22 protein-coding genes are annotated in these 22,448 nt (G+C 53.1%); 19 read left to right on the top strand and 3 right to left on the bottom strand.

Annotation, left to right across the window (positions count from 1 at the left end; genetic code table 11):
* Positions 1–119: 119 nt before the first annotated feature.
* Both pyrG and eno read left to right on the top strand, forming a co-directional pair.
* Positions 120–1,757 (top strand): glutamine hydrolyzing CTP synthase, encoded by a 1,638-nt coding sequence (pyrG, locus tag OGY37_RS09055; protein ID WP_003034127.1) that lies wholly within the window; start codon positions 120–122, stop codon positions 1,755–1,757.
* A gap of 87 nt (positions 1,758–1,844) precedes the next feature.
* Positions 1,845–3,143 carry a phosphopyruvate hydratase gene (eno, locus tag OGY37_RS09060; protein ID WP_003034129.1) on the top strand — a complete coding sequence of 433 codons (1,299 nt, stop codon included), beginning with the start codon at positions 1,845–1,847 and terminating at the stop codon, positions 3,141–3,143.
* A 55-nt stretch (positions 3,144–3,198) separates the two neighbouring features.
* Here eno and OGY37_RS09065 read toward each other — a convergent pair whose 3' ends face one another.
* The gene (locus tag OGY37_RS09065) at positions 3,199–4,023 is read right to left on the bottom strand and encodes a MurR/RpiR family transcriptional regulator (protein WP_063940947.1); all 825 of its coding nucleotides are present in this window, start codon (positions 4,021–4,023) and stop codon (positions 3,199–3,201) included.
* Between the two features lie 165 nt (positions 4,024–4,188).
* On the opposite strand from OGY37_RS09065, the gene OGY37_RS09070 reads away from it, so the two are divergent.
* The 3 genes from OGY37_RS09070 to queE all read left to right on the top strand — a co-directional run bounded on the left by OGY37_RS09070 (position 4,189) and on the right by queE (position 7,177).
* Positions 4,189–5,745 carry a maltose/glucose-specific PTS transporter subunit IIC gene (locus OGY37_RS09070; protein ID WP_003825703.1) on the top strand — a complete coding sequence of 519 codons (1,557 nt, stop codon included), beginning with the start codon at positions 4,189–4,191 and terminating at the stop codon, positions 5,743–5,745.
* A complete protein-coding gene (locus OGY37_RS09075) occupies positions 5,745–6,434 on the top strand; it encodes an N-acetylmannosamine-6-phosphate 2-epimerase (protein ID WP_126317481.1) in 690 nt (229 codons plus the stop codon). Before OGY37_RS09070 ends, OGY37_RS09075 begins: the two co-directional genes overlap by 1 nt.
* Before the next feature lie 71 nt (positions 6,435–6,505).
* Positions 6,506–7,177, top strand: coding sequence for a 7-carboxy-7-deazaguanine synthase QueE (gene queE / locus OGY37_RS09080; RefSeq protein ID WP_003034139.1), 672 nt, complete (start codon positions 6,506–6,508; stop codon positions 7,175–7,177).
* 91 nt (positions 7,178–7,268) lie between these two features.
* On the opposite strand, the gene queD is transcribed toward queE, so the two are convergent.
* Positions 7,269–7,631: a 6-carboxytetrahydropterin synthase QueD gene (queD, locus tag OGY37_RS09085; protein ID WP_003825707.1), complete on the bottom strand. Its 363-nt coding sequence runs from the start codon at positions 7,629–7,631 to the stop codon at positions 7,269–7,271.
* Positions 7,632–7,936: 305 nt separating this feature from the next.
* On the opposite strand from queD, the gene cysJ reads away from it, so the two are divergent.
* The 3 genes from cysJ (at position 7,937) to cysH (ending at position 12,284) form a co-directional block, all read left to right on the top strand.
* Positions 7,937–9,736 (top strand): NADPH-dependent assimilatory sulfite reductase flavoprotein subunit, encoded by a 1,800-nt coding sequence (gene cysJ, locus OGY37_RS09090; protein WP_286620626.1) that lies wholly within the window; start codon positions 7,937–7,939, stop codon positions 9,734–9,736.
* Positions 9,736–11,448, top strand: a complete 1,713-nt coding sequence (cysI, locus tag OGY37_RS09095; protein WP_148361527.1) for an assimilatory sulfite reductase (NADPH) hemoprotein subunit — start codon at positions 9,736–9,738, stop codon at positions 11,446–11,448. The genes cysJ and cysI overlap by 1 nt, the downstream gene beginning before the upstream one ends.
* Before the next feature lie 101 nt (positions 11,449–11,549).
* Positions 11,550–12,284: a phosphoadenosine phosphosulfate reductase gene (gene cysH, locus OGY37_RS09100; protein WP_286620628.1), complete on the top strand. Its 735-nt coding sequence runs from the start codon at positions 11,550–11,552 to the stop codon at positions 12,282–12,284.
* Positions 12,285–12,329: 45 nt separating this feature from the next.
* On the opposite strand, the gene OGY37_RS09105 is transcribed toward cysH, so the two are convergent.
* Positions 12,330–13,373, bottom strand: coding sequence for an aminopeptidase (locus OGY37_RS09105; RefSeq protein ID WP_149384697.1), 1,044 nt, complete (start codon positions 13,371–13,373; stop codon positions 12,330–12,332).
* Between the two features lie 254 nt (positions 13,374–13,627).
* Here OGY37_RS09105 and cysD point away from each other — a divergent pair, with 254 nt between their 5' ends.
* The 11 genes from cysD to nlpD all read left to right on the top strand — a co-directional run bounded on the left by cysD (position 13,628) and on the right by nlpD (position 22,399).
* A complete protein-coding gene (gene cysD / locus OGY37_RS09110; RefSeq protein WP_003034152.1) occupies positions 13,628–14,536 on the top strand; it encodes a sulfate adenylyltransferase subunit CysD in 909 nt (302 codons plus the stop codon).
* 9 nt (positions 14,537–14,545) lie between these two features.
* Complete coding sequence (cysN, locus tag OGY37_RS09115; protein WP_148361529.1) at positions 14,546–15,973, top strand: sulfate adenylyltransferase subunit CysN; 1,428 nt, start codon at positions 14,546–14,548, stop codon at positions 15,971–15,973.
* Entirely contained in the window at positions 15,973–16,578 is a 606-nt protein-coding gene (gene cysC, locus OGY37_RS09120) for an adenylyl-sulfate kinase (RefSeq protein WP_003034157.1), read from the top strand. Before cysN ends, cysC begins: the two co-directional genes overlap by 1 nt.
* A 47-nt stretch (positions 16,579–16,625) precedes the next feature.
* Positions 16,626–16,949, top strand: coding sequence for a DUF3561 family protein (locus OGY37_RS09125; protein WP_020996298.1), 324 nt, complete (start codon positions 16,626–16,628; stop codon positions 16,947–16,949).
* A gap of 214 nt (positions 16,950–17,163) precedes the next feature.
* On the top strand, positions 17,164–17,475 hold the full coding sequence (gene ftsB, locus OGY37_RS09130; protein ID WP_003034163.1) for a cell division protein FtsB: 312 nt from the start codon (positions 17,164–17,166) through the stop codon (positions 17,473–17,475).
* Between the two features lie 18 nt (positions 17,476–17,493).
* Positions 17,494–18,189, top strand: coding sequence for a 2-C-methyl-D-erythritol 4-phosphate cytidylyltransferase (ispD, locus tag OGY37_RS09135; RefSeq protein ID WP_003825722.1), 696 nt, complete (start codon positions 17,494–17,496; stop codon positions 18,187–18,189).
* A 55-nt stretch (positions 18,190–18,244) separates the two neighbouring features.
* Positions 18,245–18,724 carry a 2-C-methyl-D-erythritol 2,4-cyclodiphosphate synthase gene (gene ispF / locus OGY37_RS09140; protein ID WP_003034167.1) on the top strand — a complete coding sequence of 160 codons (480 nt, stop codon included), beginning with the start codon at positions 18,245–18,247 and terminating at the stop codon, positions 18,722–18,724.
* Entirely contained in the window at positions 18,721–19,770 is a 1,050-nt protein-coding gene (truD, locus tag OGY37_RS09145; RefSeq protein ID WP_003825726.1) for a tRNA pseudouridine(13) synthase TruD, read from the top strand. Before ispF ends, truD begins: the two co-directional genes overlap by 4 nt.
* A complete protein-coding gene (gene surE, locus OGY37_RS09150) occupies positions 19,751–20,512 on the top strand; it encodes a 5'/3'-nucleotidase SurE (protein ID WP_003825728.1) in 762 nt (253 codons plus the stop codon). The genes truD and surE overlap by 20 nt, the downstream gene beginning before the upstream one ends.
* On the top strand, positions 20,506–21,132 hold the full coding sequence (locus OGY37_RS09155; RefSeq protein WP_003034172.1) for a protein-L-isoaspartate(D-aspartate) O-methyltransferase: 627 nt from the start codon (positions 20,506–20,508) through the stop codon (positions 21,130–21,132). Before surE ends, OGY37_RS09155 begins: the two co-directional genes overlap by 7 nt.
* A gap of 184 nt (positions 21,133–21,316) precedes the next feature.
* On the top strand, positions 21,317–22,399 hold the full coding sequence (nlpD, locus tag OGY37_RS09160; protein WP_223240872.1) for a murein hydrolase activator NlpD: 1,083 nt from the start codon (positions 21,317–21,319) through the stop codon (positions 22,397–22,399).
* Positions 22,400–22,448: the final 49 nt, after the last annotated feature.

Raw genomic sequence — 22,448 nt, forward strand, 5'->3', positions numbered from 1 at the left:
TTAATGTGAGCCTGGTGAAGAGGAGGAATAATGAAAGTTTGTGGCGCTCGTCATGTTCGGGTATACTACTTTCCCGTCTTGGTAATTCCATCGTTTCACCCTAACTTCTCAGGTCCAGCATGACAACGAACTATATTTTTGTGACCGGCGGGGTCGTATCCTCTCTGGGAAAAGGCATTGCCGCAGCCTCCCTGGCAGCCATTCTTGAAGCCCGTGGCCTCAATGTAACCATGATGAAACTGGATCCGTACATCAACGTCGATCCAGGTACTATGAGCCCAATCCAACACGGGGAAGTGTTCGTTACCGAAGACGGCGCTGAAACCGACCTGGACCTGGGTCACTATGAGCGTTTCATTCGTACCAAAATGAGCCGCCGCAACAACTTCACTACGGGTCGTATCTACTCCGACGTTCTGCGTAAAGAACGCCGTGGCGACTACCTGGGCGCAACAGTTCAGGTTATCCCGCACATCACGAATGCCATTAAAGAGCGCGTTCTGGAAGGCGGTGAAGGTCATGATGTTGTTCTGGTCGAAATCGGCGGAACCGTTGGGGATATCGAATCTCTGCCGTTCCTTGAAGCGATTCGCCAGATGGCCGTAGAAATTGGCCGTGAGCACACGCTGTTTATGCATCTGACGCTGGTTCCGTACATGGCGGCGGCAGGTGAAGTCAAAACTAAACCGACTCAGCACTCTGTAAAAGAGCTGCTTTCTATCGGTATTCAGCCAGATATCCTGATTTGCCGCTCCGATCGCGCAGTTCCGGCTAATGAACGTGCAAAAATTGCATTGTTCTGTAACGTTCCGGAAAAAGCGGTGATTTCTCTGAAAGATGTCGATTCCATCTATAAAATCCCGGGCCTGTTGAAATCTCAGGGCCTTGACGATTATATTTGTAAACGATTCAGCTTGAACTGTCCGGAAGCTAATCTGTCAGAATGGGAACAGGTTATCTACGAAGAAGCGAATCCGGCAGGCGAAGTGACTATCGGTATGGTCGGCAAGTACATTGAACTGCCGGATGCCTATAAGTCAGTTATCGAAGCGCTGAAGCACGGTGGTCTGAAGAATCGTGTCACCGTCAACATCAAGCTGATCGATTCGCAAGATGTCGAAACGCGTGGCGTTGAGATCCTGAAAGGTCTTGATGCAATCCTGATCCCTGGCGGCTTCGGCTACCGCGGTGTTGAAGGTAAAATCGCGACGGCGCGTTTTGCGCGTGAGAACAATATTCCTTATCTGGGCATTTGCCTGGGTATGCAGGTTGCGTTGATTGAGTTTGCACGTAACGTAGTGGGTATGGACAACGCCAACTCCACGGAATTTGTGCCAGACTGTAAGTACCCGGTGGTGGCCCTGATTACCGAATGGCGCGATGAAGACGGCAACGTCGAAGTCCGTACAGAGAAGAGCGATCTGGGCGGCACAATGCGCCTTGGCGCGCAGCAGTGTCAGTTGAGCGACGATAGCCTGGTTCGTCAACTGTACGGCGCGCCGACAATTGTTGAACGCCATCGCCACCGTTATGAAGTCAACAATATGCTGTTGAAACAGATTGAAGCTGCGGGTCTGCGTATTGCAGGCCGTTCCGGTGATGATCAGTTGGTCGAGATCATTGAGGTACCGAATCATCCGTGGTTCGTGGCCTGTCAGTTCCACCCGGAATTTACTTCCACGCCACGTGATGGGCACCCGCTGTTTGCCGGCTTTGTGAAAGCCGCCAGTGAACATCAGAAGCGTCAGGCGAAGTAAGAAGTAAATAAGTTAGAACGGCAATGCACCCATTAGGGTGCATTGTTTGTCTGGAGTTTTAGTTTAACTTGTACTGAGGAAAATCTAATGTCCAAAATCGTTAAAATCATCGGTCGTGAAATCATCGACTCCCGTGGTAACCCGACTGTTGAAGCCGAAGTACACCTGGAAGGTGGTTTCGTTGGTATGGCAGCAGCTCCGTCAGGTGCTTCTACTGGTTCCCGCGAAGCACTGGAACTGCGCGATGGCGACAAATCCCGTTTCATGGGTAAAGGCGTACTGAAAGCTGTTGCAGCTGTTAACGGCCCAATTGCTCAGGCTCTGCTGGGTAAAGATGCTAAAGATCAGGCTGGCATCGACAAGATCATGATCGATCTGGACGGTACTGAAAACAAATCCAACTTCGGTGCAAACGCCATCCTGGCTGTGTCCCTGGCGAACGCCAAAGCAGCAGCAGCTGCAAAAGGCCTGCCGCTGTATGCACACATCGCTGAACTGAACGGTACTCCGGGTAAATACTCCATGCCGGTTCCGATGATGAACATCATCAACGGTGGTGAGCACGCTGACAACAACGTCGACATCCAGGAATTCATGATTCAGCCGGTTGGCGCTAAGACTCTGAAAGAAGCCGTTCGTATGGGTTCTGAAGTGTTCCACAACCTGGCTAAAGTTCTGAAAGCTAAAGGTATGAACACTGCAGTTGGTGACGAAGGTGGCTACGCGCCGAACCTGGGTTCCAACGCTGAAGCTCTGGCTGTAATCGCTGAAGCGGTTAAAGCAGCTGGCTACGAGCTGGGCAAAGACATCACCCTGGCGATGGACTGTGCAGCTTCTGAATTCTACAAAGACGGTAAATACGTTCTGGCTGGCGAAGGCAACAAAGCATTCACCTCCGAAGAATTCACTCACTTCCTGGAAGAACTGACCAAACAGTACCCGATCGTGTCCATCGAAGATGGTCTGGACGAGTCTGACTGGGACGGTTTCGCATACCAGACTAAAGTACTGGGCGACAAAATCCAGCTGGTTGGTGACGATCTGTTCGTAACTAACACCAAGATCCTGAAAGAAGGCATCGAAAAAGGCATCGTTAACTCCATCCTGATCAAATTCAACCAGATCGGTTCTCTGACCGAAACTCTGGCTGCGATCAAAATGGCGAAAGACGCTGGCTACACCGCTGTCATCTCTCACCGTTCTGGCGAAACTGAAGACGCTACCATCGCTGACCTGGCTGTTGGTACCGCTGCAGGCCAGATCAAAACTGGTTCTATGAGCCGTTCTGACCGCGTTGCTAAGTACAACCAGCTGATTCGTATCGAAGAAGCTCTGGGTGAACAAGCACCGTACAACGGTCGTAAAGAGATCAAAGGTCAGGCGTAATCCTGTTCTTTAACTCTTAACGTAAAAACCCGCTGCGGCGGGTTTTTTTATGCCCTTAAAGCAGTAGAGGAAGGGTTGCGCTGGCGGTTTGCTGGCTCACATCACTGTACTTTTCATCCAGAGCAATCAGCGACGTAGTCAGTAGCTCTACCAACAGCATCACTCCCACCTTGGCGTTTAGCGCGCCAGCACTCAACGGACCTTCTGGTTTGGCTGCGACCAGTTGAATATCGCTCAGCGAAGCCAACGGGCTGCGCGGCGTATTACTTAACGCCAGTACGCGCACGCCTTGCTTACGCGCCAGTTTAACGACATGCAGTAGATCGCGCGTCGAACCTGAACTGGAAATCGCTACCACCAGCGTGTCTTTGTTAAGCGTTGTGGCGTTCATGGCTGCACGATGCATGTCACTGAACAATTGTGCAGGTTTGCCGAGGCGCAGGAGTTTGTAATGTAAATACTCCCCCAGAATAGCGCTGGCCGCTACGCCATAAATCTGTACCGACTGGGCCTGATGCAGTGCCAAAGCGGCGGATTCCAGTAATGTCCTGTCGAGTAATTTTGCTGTGTCCTGCAACGCTTGTACGGATTCATTGACCACATTGTCAATTTCATCCCCGCTGTGCTCTACCGGCTGTCCTTGCTGGAGATCGAGTGCCAGCGCCATTTTGAATTCGTTATAACCCTTACACCCAAGTGCGCGGCACAGACGTGTGACGCTCGCCTCGCTGGTGTCGCTTTCACGCGCCAGTTCGGTAATCGTCAGGTAGACAACTTTTGCCGGATCGCTGAGCACAAACTCTCCCAACTTTTGCTGTGTTCGGCTATATCCGTCAACGCCCTGGCGCAATCTCAGCAGCAGGTTTTCATTTTCTGACATGCAAAATCCTTAATGCGTTTCTCTGTTGATAGTGTGGCGGAAAGCAGGGGAGAGATGCCAGTCATTTTAAAAAAGTATGATCGGCTTCCTGGATTTTGATGATAATTTTCACTATCAATATTAAATATGGTAAAAATTTTCATCATTAATCGGGGAGATGAAAAAATGATGCAAATGTTTAGCGGTGCCTCATCGGGCGCATGGTTCGAAAAGGCACAGCGGTTCGGCAAATCGTTCATGCTGCCGATTGCGGTACTGCCCGCTGCGGGGCTGTTGTTAGGGATTGGCGGCGCGCTGTCGAATCCAAACACATTGACTGCTTATCCATTTTTGGACGTTGACTGGTTACAGGCAATTTTCACGATCATGACCAGCGCAGGTTCTATTGTGTTTGCCAACCTGTCGGTGCTTTTTGCGGTAGGTGTCGCAGTAGGACTGGCGAAAACGGATAAAGGCACCGCCGGGCTTGCGGCATTGCTGGCATTTCTGGTGATGAACGCCACCATCAACGCTTTATTGACGCTCAACGGAACGCTGGCGCACGAGAATCCCGGTGCCGTAGGCCAGGGGATGACGCTGGGTATTCAGACACTGGAAACGGGTGTGTTCGGTGGGGTGGTGATTGGGCTTGTCACCTGCGCGCTGCATAGCCGTTTCAATAAAGTCTCATTACCTCAGTTCCTTGGTTTCTTCAGCGGTTCGCGCTTTGTACCGATTATTAGCTCCCTTGCCGCGATTGTCGTGGGTGCGGTCATGACGGTGGTTTGGCCGCATTTCCAGAAACTCATTTTTGGACTGGGTGGTCTGGTGGATGCGACAGGCTATCTGGGGACGCTGTTGTATGGCTTCATCCTGCGTATGCTTGGCCCACTGGGTTTACACCATATCTTTTATTTGCCGTTCTGGACGACAGCGCTTGGCGGAAGTGAAATCGTCAACGGCCAGTTAGTTGAAGGTACTCAGCGTATTTTCTTCGCGCAACTTGCCGATCCGAATACGCAGCAGTTCTATGCGGGCACCTCGCGCTTTATGTCCGGGCGCTTCATCACCATGATGTTTGGCCTGCTTGGCGCATGTCTGGCGATGTACCACACCGCCAGGCCTGAGAACAGAAAACTTGTCGCTGGTCTGCTGTTGTCAGCGGCCCTGACCTCTTTCCTGACAGGTATCACTGAGCCTATCGAGTTCTCCTTCCTGTTTGTCGCACCCGTGTTATACGTCATTCACGCCTTCTTCGATGGTCTGGCGTTTATGATGGCGCATATTTTACATATCACCATCGGGCAAACCTTTTCGGGTGGGCTTATCGATTTCCTCCTTTTCGGCGTGCTACAGGGGGAAGCTAAAACCAACTGGATGTACGTCCCCATGGTGGGGATCCCGTGGTTCTTCCTTTACTACTTCACCTTCCGCTATTTGATTAACCGCTTTAACTGGTTGACACCAGGTCGTGAAAACGCAGCGCCGACTGAATCCGGCCTGCCGCAGAGTGAGCGAGCAGCGGCAGTGATCGCCGGGCTGGGAGGCAAAGAGAATCTGGAAGAGGTGGATTGTTGCGCCACACGCCTGCGCGTGACGGTGAAAGAGAGCAGCAAGGTCGATGAAGCGGCGCTGAAAGCGACCGGAGCCCGTGGCGTAATTATTCGCGGCAACGGGGTTCAGGTGATTTATGGCCCGCATGTCACCATCATTAAAAACGAAGTCGAAGAGATCTTATCGTAATGAAAACTGTACTGGATTCCCTGAAAGGTAAATTAATTGTCTCCTGTCAGGCGCTGGAAAATGAGCCCCTGCATAGCCCATTTATTATGTCACGTATGGCGCTGGCGGCAGCGCAGGGTGGTGCGGTAGGTATTCGTGCGAACAGCGTGGTGGACATTCGCGCGATCAAAGAGAGCGTCTCCCTGCCGGTGATTGGGATTATCAAGCGTGATTATCCGGGTAGCGATGTGTTTATCACGGCCACTTTACAGGAAGTCGATGAACTGATGACCGTTGAGCCGGAAATTATTGCTCTGGATGCGACAGCGCGCCCGCGCCCCGGTGGGCAATCGCTGGAAGAACTGGTCACGCAAATCCGCGCTCGCTATCCGTCCGTACTGCTGATGGCGGATATTGCCACCGTAGACGAAGCGGCGACCGCCGAGCGCCTGGGTTTTGACTGTGTGGGCACCACGCTCTACGGTTATACCGCTGACACTGCCGGGCATGTGCTGGCGGAAAACGACTGCGGTTTTTTACGTGATGTGTTGGCTGCGGTCAGCGTCCCGGTTGTGGCGGAAGGGAACGTTGATACCCCTGAACGTGCTGCACGATGCCTGGCATTAGGCGCTCATACCGTGGTGGTTGGTGGAGCTATCACGCGCCCGCAGCAGATAACGGCACGCTTTGTCGCGGCGATCGCCTCGTAAAGCATCGATGGGGCATGATACTTTGGCGGGGATCTGCGATAATTATCGTTTATCCCCATATTGAGAGCGCTATGCAGTACCCGATTAACGAGATGTTCCAGACCCTGCAAGGTGAGGGTTACTTTACCGGCGTCCCCGCCATTTTTATTCGTTTACAGGGATGCCCGGTTGGCTGTGCCTGGTGCGATACCAAACACACCTGGGATAAGCTTGAGGATCGGGAAGTCTCCCTGTACAGCATCCTGGCCAAGACCAAAGAAAGCGATAAATGGGGCGCTGCGAGCAGCGAAGATCTGCTGGCGGTCATTTCGCGTCAGGGCTATACCGCCCGTCACGTGGTGATCACTGGTGGTGAGCCCTGCATTCATGACCTGATGCCGCTGACTGACCTGCTGGAAAAGAACGGCTTTAGCTGCCAGATTGAGACCAGCGGCACGCACGAAGTACGCTGTACGCCGAATACCTGGGTGACCGTATCGCCGAAGGTGAATATGCGCGGTGGCTATGATGTGCTGTCACAGGCACTGGAGCGCGCGAATGAAATCAAGCATCCGGTTGGCCGTGTCCGCGATATTGAAGCGCTGGATGAACTGCTGGCGACGTTGAGTGACGATAAACCGCGAATCATCGCCTTACAGCCAATCAGCCAGAAAGAGGATGCGACGCGTTTGTGCATTGATACCTGTATTGCGCGAAACTGGCGTCTGTCGATGCAAACCCATAAGTATCTGAATATTGCCTGATAACTGTGCCGGGGGCGTTTCGCTTACCCGGCCATAGTTTATTGCTCAATGCAGGCCGGAGAAGATGCTTTGCCATCCGGCAAGCCTACAATCACTCGCCGCGATAAACGCAGCCCGCTGTGCAGGTCTCTTTCACCATTACAGCACTCAGCAGAGGGACCACAGGTTTAACCTGATCCCAAATCCATTTGGCCAGCACTTCGCTGGTTGGATTTTCTAAGCCAGGAATATCGTTCAAATAGTAGTGATCGAGTCTGTCGTAAGTCGGCTTAAACGCGGCTTTTAACTCAGCAAAATCCATGATCCAACCGGTATGCGGATCGACTTCACCGGTAATTTCAAGACGCACCATAAATGAGTGACCATGCAGGCGGCCACACTTATGCCCTTCCGGTACATGCGGCAGGTGGTGAGCGGCTTCGAAGGTGAAATCTTTAAACAAGGTGGTGGACATTATTTACTCTCAAGAATGCGAAAAACCGCGGTAGGGTACCGTAAAGAGGAAATTTTATCATTATTTAAAAGGGTGCTGAGTATCAGAACGATTCATTCATGACGTTAATATTTGGTAATTTTTTATATATCAAATGCTTATATAATCTGTTTTGCAGTTAATAACTATAACTAAAACAGGTTAGTCCATTTGGTTATTTGTTATTTCCATCCCTTCTTTAGTTGTTACTATCCCCGCCGTTAACCTTATCTTCAGTTTGGGTTTTATTGCTGAAATCCGCTTTGCTTACTGGAACATGACAACGCATGACGACACAGGCCCCACCTTCTGCTTTGCTACCGCTAAACCCGGAGCAACTGGCACGCCTTCAGGCGGCCACGACCGATTTCACTCCCGCACAGCTTGCGTGGGTTTCTGGCTATTTTTGGGGCGTGCTGAATCAGCAGCCTGGCAGCAACGCGGTGGCGCCTGCGCCTGTCGCTGAAATGCCAGGCATTACGCTTATCTCCGCCTCACAAACCGGTAATGCGCGCCGTGTGGCGGAAGCCCTGCGCGATGATCTGATCGCCGCGAAGCTCAACGTCACTCTCATCAACGCTGGCGACTATAAATTCAAACAAATCGCCAATGAAAAACTGCTGATCGTGGTGGCATCAACGCAAGGGGAAGGTGAGCCGGCGGAAGAAGCCGTGGCGTTGCATAAATTCCTGTTCTCGAAAAAAGCGCCAAAGCTTGATAACACTGCTTTTGCCGTGTTTGGTCTTGGCGACACCTCTTATGAGTTTTTCTGCCAGGCAGGAAAAGACTTCGATACCAAATTGGCTGAGCTGGGCGGTGAACGTCTGCTCGATCGTGTAGATGCCGATGTCGAATACCAGGCCGCGGCTGCGCAGTGGCGTGCCCGTTTGGTTGATGTCCTGAAAGCGCGTGCGCCTGCGGCACCGTCTGTGCAAGTTGCCGCGAGCGGTGCTGTAAATGAAGTACACACCAGCCCATACACCAAAGAAGCGCCACTGACGGCGTCGCTTGCGGTGAATCAAAAAATCACCGGCCGTGACTCGCAAAAAGATGTCCGCCATATCGAAATCGATCTCGGCGATTCCGGCCTGCGTTATCAGCCGGGAGATGCATTGGGCGTCTGGTATCAGAATGACCCGGCTCTGGTTAAAGAACTGGTTGAACTGCTGTGGCTGAAAGGTGATGAGCCGGTCACGGTTGAAGGCAAAACCCTGTCGCTTGCTGAAGCGTTGCAGTGGCATTTCGAGCTGACGGTTAACACCGGCAATATCGTAGAAAACTATGCCACCTTAACCCGCAGCGAAACTTTGCTGCCGTTAGTGGGTGACAAAGCACAGTTGCAGCATTACGCCGCAACCACGCCCATCGTCGATATGGTGCGCTTCTCTCCGGCGCAACTGGATGCTCAGGCGTTAGTTGATCTTCTGCGTCCGCTGACGCCGCGTTTGTACTCCATTGCTTCTTCCCAGGCGGAAGTGGAAAGCGAAGTGCACGTTACCGTGGGTGTGGTGCGTTATGAGATCGAAGGTCGCGCCCGTGCTGGTGGTGCTTCCAGTTTCCTTGCCGACCGCGTAGAAGAAGAAGGTGAAGTTCGCGTGTTCATTGAACACAACGACAACTTCCGTCTGCCGGCGAACCCGCAGACGCCGGTAATTATGATTGGACCGGGTACGGGGATTGCGCCGTTCCGTGCATTCATGCAGCAACGTGCGGCTGACGGAGCCGAAGGCAAAAACTGGCTGTTTTTTGGTAACCCACACTTTACCGAAGATTTCCTGTATCAGGTGGAATGGCAGCGTTACGTCAAAGAGGGCGTACTGAGCCGTATCGATCTCGCCTGGTCCCGCGATCAAAAAGAAAAAGTCTACGTACAAGATAAACTGCGCCAACAGGGCGCGGAACTGTGGCGCTGGATTAACGACGGTGCGCACATTTATGTCTGCGGCGACGCCAATCGCATGGCGAAAGACGTTGAGCAGGCGTTGTTGGAAGTGATTGCCGAATTCGGTGGTATGGATATCGAAGCGGCGGATGAATTTTTAAGTGAGCTGCGCATTGAGCGCCGTTATCAGCGAGATGTCTACTAATGAGCGAAAAACATCCAGGACCATTGGTGGTCGAAGGCAAACTGTCCGACGCTGAGCGTATGAAGCTGGAAAGCAACTATCTGCGCGGTACCATTGCCGAAGATTTAAACGACGGCCTGACCGGCGGGTTTAAAGGCGACAACTTCCTGCTGATCCGTTTTCACGGTATGTACCAGCAGGACGACCGTGATATCCGCGCCGAACGTGCCGAGCAAAAGCTGGAGCCGCGTCACGCGATGCTGCTGCGCTGTCGTCTGCCGGGTGGGGTGATCACCACCAAGCAGTGGCAGGCGATCGATAAGTTCGCCCATGACAACACCATTTACGGCAGCATTCGTCTGACCAACCGTCAGACCTTCCAGTTTCACGGCATTCTGAAGAAGAACGTTAAGCCGGTACACCAGATGCTGCATTCCGTCGGGCTTGACGCTTTGGCGACCGCCAACGACATGAACCGTAACGTGCTGTGCACCTCCAACCCGTATGAATCTGAGCTGCACGCGGAAGCCTACGAGTGGGCGAAAAAGATCTCCGAACATCTGCTGCCGCGAACCCGCGCCTATGCAGAGATCTGGCTGGATCAGGAAAAAGTCGCGACCACCGACGAAGAGCCGATCCTCGGTCAAACCTATCTGCCGCGTAAGTTTAAAACCACGGTCGTGATCCCACCGCAGAACGACATCGATCTGCACGCCAACGACATGAACTTCGTGGCGATTGCGGAAAACGGCAAGCTGGTGGGCTTTAATCTGCTGGTGGGCGGTGGTTTGTCGATTGAGCACGGCAATAAGAAAACCTATGCCCGTACGGCAAGCGAGTTTGGTTATCTGCCGCTTGAGCATACGCTGGCCGTGGCTGAGGCGGTGGTGACCACGCAGCGTGACTGGGGTAACCGTACCGATCGTAAAAACGCGAAAACCAAATACACGCTGGAACGCGTAGGCGTTGAGACCTTTAAAGCTGAAGTTGAGCGCCGCGCGGGGATCAAATTTGAGCCGATCCGCCCGTACGAGTTTACCGGTCGCGGCGATCGTATCGGCTGGGTGAAAGGGATCGACAATAAATGGCACCTGACGTTGTTTATTGAAAACGGCCGTATCCTCGATTATCCGGGCCGACCGCTGAAAACCGGTCTGCTTGAGATCGCGAAGATCCACAAAGGTGAGTTCCGCATTACCGCGAACCAGAACCTGATCATTGCCGGTGTTCCTGAGAGTGAAAAGGCGAAGATCGAAAAGATTGCGCAGAAGAGTGGCTTAATGAACGCGGTTACTCCGCAGCGTGAAAACTCGATGGCCTGCGTCTCGTTCCCGACCTGTCCGCTGGCGATGGCGGAAGCCGAACGTTTCCTGCCGTCATTCACTGACAAAGTGGAATCGATTCTGGAAAAACACGGCATTCCTGAAGAGCACATCGTGATGCGCGTGACCGGCTGCCCGAACGGCTGTGGCCGTGCGATGCTGGCCGAGCTGGGGCTGGTGGGGAAAGCGCCGGGCCGCTACAACGTGCATCTGGGCGGTAACCGTATGGGAACGCGCATTCCGCGTATGTATCGCGAGAATATTACGGAAACGGAAATTCTGGCATCCGTCGACGAACTGGTTGGGCGCTGGGCGAAAGAGCGCGAAGCGGGTGAAGGCTTCGGCGACTTTACGGTGCGTGCGGGCATTATTCGCCCGGTGCTCGATCCAGCGCGTGATTTCTGGGAATAACCTGAATTGCCGGATGGCGGCATAAATGCCTTATCCGGCCTACAGCCTGCGTAGGCCTGATAAGCGAAGCGCCATCAGGCAAGGCATACAGTGAGGAACTTATGTCCCAACTCGATCTAAACAAGCTAAACGAACTGCCAAAAGTGGATCGCGTATTAGCGCTGGCCGAAACCAACGCCCAGCTGGAAAAATTGAGCGCCGAGGATCGCGTAGCGTGGGCGCTGGAAAACCTGCCTGGTGAATATGTACTGTCATCAAGTTTTGGTATCCAGGCGGCAGTGAGCCTGCATCTGGTAAATCAGGTTCGCCCGGATATCCCGGTGATCCTCACCGATACTGGTTATCTGTTCCCGGAAACCTACCAGTTTATTGATGAGTTAACGGACAAGCTCAACCTGAACCTGAAGGTCTATCGGGCGCAGGAGAGCGCGGCCTGGCAGGAAGCGCGCTACGGCAAACTTTGGGAGCAGGGCGTTGAGGGCATTGAAAAATACAATGACATCAACAAAGTCGAGCCGATGAACCGGGCACTGCAGGAGTTGAACGCGCAGACCTGGTTTGCCGGTCTGCGCCGTGAGCAATCGGGCAGTCGTGCGCATTTGCCGGTGCTGGCTATCCAGCGCGGCGTGTTTAAAGTTCTGCCGATCATCGACTGGGATAACCGTACGGTTTATCAATATCTGCAAAAACATGGCCTGAAATACCATCCGTTGTGGGATCAGGGCTATCTGTCGGTAGGTGATACCCACACCACCCGTAAATGGGAGCCGGGTATGGCGGAAGAAGAGACGCGTTTCTTCGGATTGAAGCGCGAGTGCGGACTGCACGAAGGGTAACAGGAAAGGGGGCCGGTAAGATTTACATCCTACCGGATCCCTTCTTCAGGATTTACCCGCTTTTGCCAGTTCTTTTACCAGTGGCAGCATAATGCGTACCACGTCGCGGCTACGGTGCTCTATCCGGCCCGGTAACGCTTTATCGATATGCTGCTGGTTATCCAGTCGCACATCGTGCCAGCTGTTGCCTGCCGGGAATGAGGCGCTTTTGGCGCGCTGCTGATAGCCATCTTTCTTGCCCAGGTTCCAGTTGGTCGCTTCAACGGAGAGAACGGCAATCCCCGCGTTGTCGAAGACCTCTGCATCGTTACAACATCCAGTGCCTTTCGGATAGCCTTTGTTCAGACCTGGATTGGTGCTGGCAACGATACCGCGGCTGTGCGCGATAGCCAGTGCCCGGTCGCGCGTCAGTTTTCGCACCGCTTCCGGGGTTTTCTTACCGCTATTGAAATAGAGCTTATCGCCGACGATCAGATTATCGAGGTTGATAACCAGCAGCGTGTTTTTCTTCTCGGCGGCGCTCATTCGCTTCAGGATGTTCTCCGCGCCCAGTTTTCCTTCTTCCTCGCCGCTGGTGGCGATAAATCGAATACCGTACTGCGTCGGCACGTTTTTGAGTTTTTCTGCCAGTTCCAGCATTACGCCAACACCTGCGGCGTTGTCATCGATACCTTGCAGGGTTAATCCACCCAGATTGGCATCGGAATCGGCGTCGCTTTGTGCGGCGTAGGTGTCGAGGTGCGCCATAATAATAATCTGCTGCGGCGCTTTACCTTCATGTGCTGCAATAACGGTGCTTCCCGTTACGTTATGCCAGTTTTTACGGTTATCTTTGGCGGTATAAACATAACGGCTATTAAACGTCCGAATATCGCTGCTATAGCCCATCTGCTGAAATTGTTGACGTATATAATCAGCAGACAACATTTCAGCCGGAGATCCCGTCACGCGGCCAGGGAAAAACGTTGCGATATATCGAGCCTGGGTATTTGCGATATCTCCGGGCTTCGAAGATGTTGCCTGTGCGGGAAGGATGAAGCACGCGCCGAGCGCCATGGCTGCAAGAAGGTGGCGCGATGCGAGAAACATGATGAGTCCTTAAATACCAAGCAGAAATTTTTAGCCGCTAGTATGAAACCGTGATCGAGGTAAAACAATTTCATTTGCTCCTAAATGCCCGAATTCCGGTAGCTTAAGCACTTTTTGATATTTGCTTTTCCGGATCGTTATTCCTTTGAGGAACTACTCATTCCAATTCGTAATTTCATTCGCCCTCTTGCCCTCCCTATAGTCAGGTTATCTGAGCATCGTTAGCAAAATAACGGCATTACATAGGAACGGTTATGGATCAAAAACGACTTACCCACCTGCGGCAACTGGAAGCGGAGAGCATCCATATCATTCGTGAGGTGGCCGCCGAGTTTTCTAATCCGGTGATGATGTATTCCATCGGCAAAGATTCCAGCGTAATGCTGCATCTGGCGCGTAAAGCGTTTTATCCGGGCACGCTGCCGTTCCCATTGCTGCACGTTGATACCGGCTGGAAATTCAGCGAAATGTACGAGTTTCGTGACCGCACGGCGAAAGCCTACGGCTGTGAACTGCTGGTGCATAAAAACCCGGAAGGGGTGGCGATGGGCATCAACCCGTTCGTCCACGGCAGCGCCAAGCATACCGACATTATGAAAACCGAAGGGCTGAAGCAGGCACTGAATAAATACGGTTTCGATGCCGCGTTTGGTGGTGCTCGTCGTGACGAAGAGAAATCACGTGCCAAAGAGCGCATTTACTCTTTCCGCGATCGTTTTCATCGCTGGGACCCGAAAAACCAGCGCCCGGAGCTGTGGCATAACTACAACGGGCAGATTAACAAAGGCGAAAGCATTCGCGTCTTCCCGCTCTCTAACTGGACTGAACAGGATATCTGGCAATACATCTGGCTGGAAAATATCGACATCGTGCCGCTGTATCTGGCGGCGGAGCGTCCGGTGCTGGAACGCGACGGCATGCTGATGATGATTGATGACGACAGAATCGATCTGCAGCCCGGGGAAGTGATTAAAAAACGCATGGTGCGTTTCCGTACGCTCGGCTGCTGGCCGCTGACAGGCGCGGTGGAGTCGAATGCGCAGACGCTGCCGGAAATTATCGAAGAGATGCTGGTCTCAACCACCAGTGAACGTCAGGGCCGCGTGATTGACCGCGACCAGGCGGGCTCCATGGAGCTGAAGAAACGTCAGGGGTATTTCTAAGGAGCCGCCATGAATACGACACTTGCACAACAAATTGCTAATGAAGGCGGCGTTGAAGCCTGGATGGTTGCCCAGCAACACAAAAGTCTGCTGCGTTTTTTAACCTGCGGTAGCGTGGATGACGGGAAAAGTACCCTGATTGGCCGTCTGCTGCACGACACGCGTCAGATTTATGAAGACCAGCTTTCATCGCTGCACAACGACAGTAAACGTCACGGTACTCAGGGCGAAAAGCTTGACCTGGCGTTATTGGTTGACGGCTTGCAGGCCGAGCGCGAGCAGGGCATCACCATCGACGTGGCGTACCGTTATTTCTCTACCGAGAAGCGTAAATTTATTATTGCGGACACTCCCGGACATGAGCAGTACACCCGTAATATGGCGACCGGTGCGTCGACCTGCGATCTGGCGATCCTATTGATCGATGCGCGTAAAGGCGTGCTGGATCAGACTCGTCGTCATAGCTTTATCTCCACGCTGCTTGGGATCAAACACCTGGTGGTGGCGATCAACAAAATGGATCTGGTGGACTTTAGCGAAGAGACATTTAACCGCATTCGCGAAGACTATCTTACTTTTGCTGAACAACTGCCGGGCAACCTGGATATCCGGTTTGTGCCGCTCTCTGCACTGGAAGGCGATAACGTGGCTTCGCAAAGCGCCAGTATGCCGTGGTACAGCGGTCCGACGCTGCTGGAAGTGCTGGAAACCGTTGAGATCCAGCGCATTGTTGATACTCAGCCGATGCGCTTCCCGGTGCAGTATGTGAACCGACCGAATCTGGATTTCCGTGGTTATGCCGGAACGCTGGCCTCTGGTAGCGTGAAGGTCGGGCAGCGCGTCAAAGTGCTGCCGTCCGGCGTTGAGTCGAGCGTGGCGCGGATTGTGACCTTTGATGGCGATTTACAGGAAGCGCATGCAGGTGAAGCGATTACCCTGGTGCTGAAAGATGAGATCGATATCAGCCGGGGTGACCTGTTACTGGATGCCGGTGAAACGCTGCCGACAGTACAAAGCGCTGCCGTTGATGTGGTGTGGATGGCGGAACAACCGTTGTCGCCAGGGCAGAGCTACGACATCAAAGTGGCAGGCAAGAAGACCCGTGCACGCATTGATAGCGTGCAGTATCAGGTCGATATAAACAACCTGACCCAGCGTGACGTTGAAGCGCTACCGCTGAACGGCATCGGTCTGGTTAATCTGACTTTTGATGAGCCGCTGGTGCTGGATACCTATCAGCAGAATCCGGTTACGGGCGGGCTGATTATCATTGATCGCCTGACTAACGTTACCGTTGGCGCGGGGCTGGTGCGTGAGCCAATCGTCCAGGAGCTTGCCACCACTTCTCAGTTCAGCGCGTTTGAGCTGGAGCTTAATGCACTGGTGCGTCGCCACTTCCCACACTGGGGTGCGCGCGATCTGCTGGGAGGAAAATAATGGCGCTGCATGACGAAAACGTCGTCTGGCATGCCCATCCTGTTACACCGCAACAGCGGGAACAACGCCACGGTCATCGTGGTGTTGTGCTGTGGTTTACCGGGCTGTCAGGTTCTGGTAAATCCACGGTAGCAGGGGCGCTGGAAGAGGCGCTGCATAAGCTAGGGGTGAGTACCTATCTGCTGGATGGCGATAACGTGCGTCACGGTCTGTGCAGCGATCTTGGGTTTAGCGATGCCGATCGCAAGGAGAATATTCGTCGGGTTGGTGAAGTGGCTAATCTAATGGTAGACGCCGGCCTGGTGGTGTTGACTGCGTTTATCTCTCCACATCGCGCCGAGCGAAAAATGGTTCGCGAGCGCGTGGGCGAAGGGCGTTTTATTGAGGTTTTTGTCGATACGCCATTAGCAACGTGTGAAGCACGCGATCCAAAAGGGCTGTATAAAAAAGCGCGAGCGGGGGAATTGCGCAATTTCACCGGAATTGACTCGGTTTACGAAGCGCCTGAATCGCCAGAGATTCATCTTGATGGTGAACAATTGGTAACAAATTTGGTTCCTCAATTATTAGACCTGCTGAGGCAGGAAGATATTATCAGATCCTGAGACACCCGAGCTTGCATGCCCGGTCAGTCACAGTCACAGGATTAGATATGCGTAACAGCCATAACATTACTATTACAGAATCAGATACCTTCGCTGCCGACGACGAAACTACCTGGTCACTCCCAGGAGCCGTGGTCGGTTTTGTCGCGTGGTTGCTGGCGCTGGGATTCCCGTGTCTGATGTATGGCCCTAACACACTGTTTTTCTTCCTCTATACCTGGCCCTTTTTCCTCGCGTTGTTGCCCGTGGCGATTGTCGCGGGTATTGCCCTGCATTCGCTATTGAAGGGGAGATTGCTGCTGAGTATTGCCTGTACCCTGCTGGTGGTTGGCGCAATGTTTGGCGCACTGTTTCTGTGGCTACTGGGTTAGGCATACGTCCTTCCACGCGATCGCCGCTGTTGTTCACTGTCTGGCCATAATTCAAACCGTAACCAACAATGAGATTATGTTCTCCTTACACGGGGTATACGTAACAACGAGCAAATGTGGTACATTTGCCCGCGTTGTCGCGGCATTCCCGTCCGTTGATGTAAAGTTGTCAGCGGAGTTTATGGGATGTTGATGCCGTTTTTCAGGGGGCAGGATGGGTAAACTTACGTTGCTGTTGCTGGCTTTATTAGTCTGGCTACAGTATTCGCTGTGGTTCGGTAAGAACGGCATACATGACTATAGTCGCGTCAACGATGATGTTGCGGCGCAGCAAGCTACAAACGCGAAACTGAAAGCGCGTAACGATCAGCTTTTTGCCGAAATTGACGATCTCAATGGCGGGCAAGAGGCTATCGAAGAGCGCGCGCGTAACGAACTCAGTATGACTAAGCCAGGCGAAACCTTTTATCGTCTGGTGCCTGACGCGTCTAAACGCGCTCAGACTGCAGGGCAAAACAATCGATAAACCGTCCAGGGATTTAACATGGCAGCCACTTTAATGGACGTTTGCGCCGTGGTGCCGGCTGCCGGGTTTGGCCGCCGAATGCAAACAGAGTGTCCTAAGCAGTACCTCTCTATTGGCAATAAAACCATTCTCGAACACTCGGTTGATGCGCTGCTGGCTCATCCCCGGGTGACGCGAGTCGTCATCGCTATTAGCCCAGGCGACAGTCGCTTTGCCCAACTTCCACTCGCAGCGCACCCGCAAATTACCGTGGTGGATGGTGGCAACGAGCGTGCCGATTCTGTCCTGGCCGGTTTGCAAGCCGCAGGTGAGGCCAGTTGGGTACTGGTGCATGATGCCGCGCGTCCGTGCCTGCATCAGGAAGATTTATCTCGTTTGCTGGCAATAAGTGAAACCAGCCGCATCGGCGGGATCCTTGCCGCGCCGGTGCGCGACACGATGAAACGCGCGGAGCCGGGCCGAACAGACATCGCCCATACGGTCGATCGCACCGATTTATGGCATGCGTTGACGCCGCAGTTTTTCCCTCGCGAGCTGTTGCATGACTGTCTGACCCGTGCGCTAAACGAAGGCGCAACCATTACGGACGAAGCCTCGGCGCTGGAATATTGCGGTTTTCATCCGCTGCTGGTCGAAGGACGCGCTGACAACATCAAAGTCACCCGCCCGGAAGACCTGGCGCTGGCGGAATTTTATCTGACCCGAACTATCTAGATACATCATTCTTCAGGCTGCCTGGAGGATGTTGTGTATATCAGGAGAAGGCATAATGCGAATTGGACACGGTTTCGACGTACACGCTTTTGGCGGAGTTGGCCCAATTATCATTGGTGGTGTGCGCATCCCGTATGAAAAAGGATTGCTGGCGCATTCTGATGGCGACGTGGCGTTACACGCGTTAACCGATGCTCTGCTGGGCGCGGCTGCGCTGGGGGATATCGGTAAACTCTTCCCGGACACCGACCCGGCCTTTAAAGGTGCAGATAGTCGTGAATTATTGCGTGAAGCCTGGCGGCGTATTCAGGCCAAAGGCTATACGCTTGGTAATGTGGATGTGACGATTATTGCTCAGGCGCCGAAGATGCTGCCGCACATTCCGCAAATGCGCGTGTTTATTGCCGAAGATCTCGGCTGCCATATGGATGATGTTAACGTGAAAGCGACCACCACGGAAAAACTCGGTTTTACCGGGCGTGGGGAAGGGATTGCCTGTGAAGCGGTGGCGTTACTCATTAAGGCAACGAAATGACTGCGTTTGAAGATCTGACGTATCTCCATGGCAAACCACAAGGCCATGGCGTTCTGAAAGCGAATCCGGAAGACTTTGTCGTCGTCGAAGATTTAGGCTTCGAACCGGATGGCGAAGGCGAGCACATTTTGGTGCGTATCCTGAAAAACGGCTGTAATACCCGTTTTGTGGCTGACGCGCTGGCGAAGTTCCTGAAAATTCACGCCCGTGAAGTGAGCTTTGCTGGCCAGAAAGACAAGCATGCAGTCACGGAACAGTGGCTGTGCGCGCGCGTGCCGGGCAATGCAATGCCTGATTTAAGCAAATTTGAACTCGAAGGCTGTAAAGTGCTGGAGTACGCGCGCCACAAGCGTAAGCTGCGTTTAGGGGCGTTGAAAGGTAACGAATTTACGCTGGTGCTGCGTGAAGTGAGCCAGCGAGAGGACGTTGAAGCGCGTTTGCAGGCGATTAGCGAGCGCGGCGTACCGAACTATTTTGGCGCTCAGCGTTTTGGTATTGGCGGCAGCAACCTGCAAGGGGCGCTGCGTTGGGCGCAAAGCGATGCGCCGGTGCGCGATCGCAATAAGCGCAGTTTTTGGTTGTCGGCGGCCCGTAGCGCGTTGTTTAATCAGATAGTCAGTGAACGCTTGAAAAAAACAGACTTTAATCAAGTTGTTGACGGCGATGCGCTACAATTGTCGGGACGCGGAAGTTGGTTTGTCGCCACGCAGGAAGAACAAACCGAATTACAGCGTCGCGTCGATGATAAAGAATTGATGATTACAGCGGCATTACCGGGCAGCGGTGAGTGGGGAACTCAGCGCGACGCGCTGGCGTTTGAAGAAGCCGCTATTGCTGATGAAACCGCGCTGCAGTCGCTGTTATTGCGCGAGAAAGTCGACGCATCGCGTCGTGCTATGTTGCTGTATCCACAACAATTAAGCTGGAACTGGTGGGATGACGTAACCGTTGAGTTACGTTTCTGGCTACCGGCAGGTAGCTTCGCCACCAGTGTTGTAAGGGAACTTATTAACACAATGGGTGATTATGCGTATATTGCTGAGTAACGATGATGGGGTCCACGCACCCGGTATACAAACGCTGGCGAAAGCGCTGCGTGAGTTTGCTGACGTACAGGTGGTTGCCCCGGATCGTAACCGCAGTGGCGCGTCTAACTCGCTGACGCTGGAATCCTCACTTCGCACGTTCACCTATGATAACGGTGATATCGCCGTACAAATGGGTACACCTACCGATTGCGTCTATCTGGGCGTGAACGCATTAATGCGTCCGCGTCCGGACATTGTCGTGTCTGGTATTAACGCAGGTCCTAATCTGGGCGATGATGTTATCTATTCCGGTACCGTTGCGGCGGCGATGGAAGGTCGTCACCTGGGCTTTCCTGCGTTGGCGGTCTCACTTGATGGGCATAAACACTACGATACTGCTGCCGCAGTAACCTGCCGTATCTTACGGGCGCTGAGTCGTGAACCGCTGCGCACCGGGCGAATTTTGAATATCAACGTGCCGGATTTACCGCTGGATCAGATTAAAGGTATCCGCGTCACCCGCTGCGGTAGTCGCCATCCTGCGGATCAGGTGATACCACAGCAGGACCCGCGCGGTAATACGCTGTACTGGATCGGGCCGCCGGGCGAAAAGTGCGACGCCGGGCCGGATACAGATTTTGCCGCCGTCGATGAAGGCTATGTTTCCATTACGCCGCTGCATGTCGATTTAACCGCCTACGGCGCGCATGAAGTTGTTTCTGACTGGTTAGACAGCGTGGGAGCCGACACGCAATGGTAAGCAGACGCGTACACACTCTTCTTGAACAATTACGTGCGCAGGGCATCAGAGATGAGCTTGTTCTCGATGCACTTGCCGCCGTGCCGCGTGAAAAATTCATTGATGAGGCGTTTGAACATAAGGCCTGGGACAATATTGCTCTGCCGATTGGTCAGGGGCAGACGATTTCGCAGCCCTATATGGTTGCGCGGATGACTGAGCTGCTTGAGTTAACGCCGCAGTCCCGGGTGCTGGAAATTGGTACCGGCTCTGGTTACCAAACGGCGATTCTGGCACACCTGGTGCACCATGTATGCTCTGTTGAGCGCATTAAAGGTTTGCAGTGGCAGGCGCGTCGTCGACTTAAACAGCTTGATTTACATAATGTTTCTACCCGTCATGGTGATGGATGGCAGGGCTGGCAAGCGCGAGCCCCGTTTGACGCTATCATTGTTACGGCAGCGCCGCCTGAGATCCCAACCGCATTGATGATGCAGTTGGATGAAGGCGGTATTCTCGTCTTACCCGTGGGCGACGAGCACCAGTTTCTGAAACGGGTGCGTCGTCGGGGAGGCGAATTTATTATCGATACCGTGGAGGCCGTACGTTTCGTTCCCTTAGTAAAAGGGGAGCTTGCGTAGATACAGGCTCTGAATACCTGGAGTTTTCCTGGATATTCTGGAATTAGTAAGCGTATCGTGGTCACGTTTCCAGTGCCCAGTCCGATGCCTTGCACGGTGATTACGTCACTGGTTTTAACCAAATTTTCCTGGGGGATAAATGAGCGCGGGAAGCCACAAATTTACCGTTCGCCGCATTGCGGCATTGTCACTGGTTTCATTATGGCTGGCAGGTTGTTCAAATACCTCGAATCCACCAGCGCCGGTCAACTCGGTTGGTGGCAGTGCATCAACGAACACCAATTCCGGCATGCTGATTACGCCTCCACCAAAAATGGGCTCGACGTCGACAGTACAGCAAACGCCACAGATCCAGCCGGTGCAGCGTCCGACCACACAGTCAACACAGATCCAGCCTGTCGCGGAACAGCCTGTGCAGATGGAAAACGGTCGTATTGTGTACAACCGTAAGTATGGGAACATTCCGAAAGGTAGCTATACGGGCGGCAGTACCTATACTGTTAAGAAAGGCGATACCCTTTTCTATATTGCCTGGATTACCGGGAACGATTTCCGTGATCTCGCACAACGCAATAACGTTCCGGCCCCGTATGGCCTGAATGTCGGTCAAACTCTGCAAGTGGGCAACGCGTCGGGTACACCGATTACTGGTGGTAATGCTATTACCCAGGCGGATGCAGCACAGCAAGGAGTTGTGACCAACCCTGCACAAAATTCCACCGTTGCTGTTGCTTCGAAACCAACAATTACGTATTCTGAGGATTCAGGTGAACAAAGTGCTAATAAAATGTTGCCGAACAACAAGCCTGCTGGGACCGTTGTCACAGCGCCTGTAACGGCTCCAGCAGTTAGCGCAACCGAATCAACTGCAAGCTCAACGTCAACCAGCTCGCCAATCTCTACCTGGCGCTGGCCGACTGACGGCAAAGTAATCGAAAACTTTGCGGCTACTGAAGGTGGCAATAAAGGGATCGATATTGCAGGCAGTAAAGGACAGGCTATTGTCGCGACCGCAGATGGACGCGTCGTATATGCCGGTAACGCACTGCGCGGTTACGGTAATCTTATTATCATCAAACATAACGATGATTACCTGAGTGCCTACGCCCATAACGATACAATGCTGGTCCGGGAACAACAAGAAATCAAGGCGGGGCAGAAAATAGCTACCATGGGTAGCACCGGAACCAGTTCAACACGCTTGCATTTTGAAATTCGTTACAAGGGGAAATCCGTAAACCCGCTGCGCTATTTACCGCAGCGATAATTCGGCGGAACCAGGCTTTCACGTGCTAGTTCCGTTAGGGATCACGGGT

Origin of the sequence: Citrobacter sp. Cpo030, assembly GCF_030333005.1 — a bacterium.
Lineage (GTDB): Bacteria > Pseudomonadota > Gammaproteobacteria > Enterobacterales > Enterobacteriaceae > Citrobacter > Citrobacter portucalensis.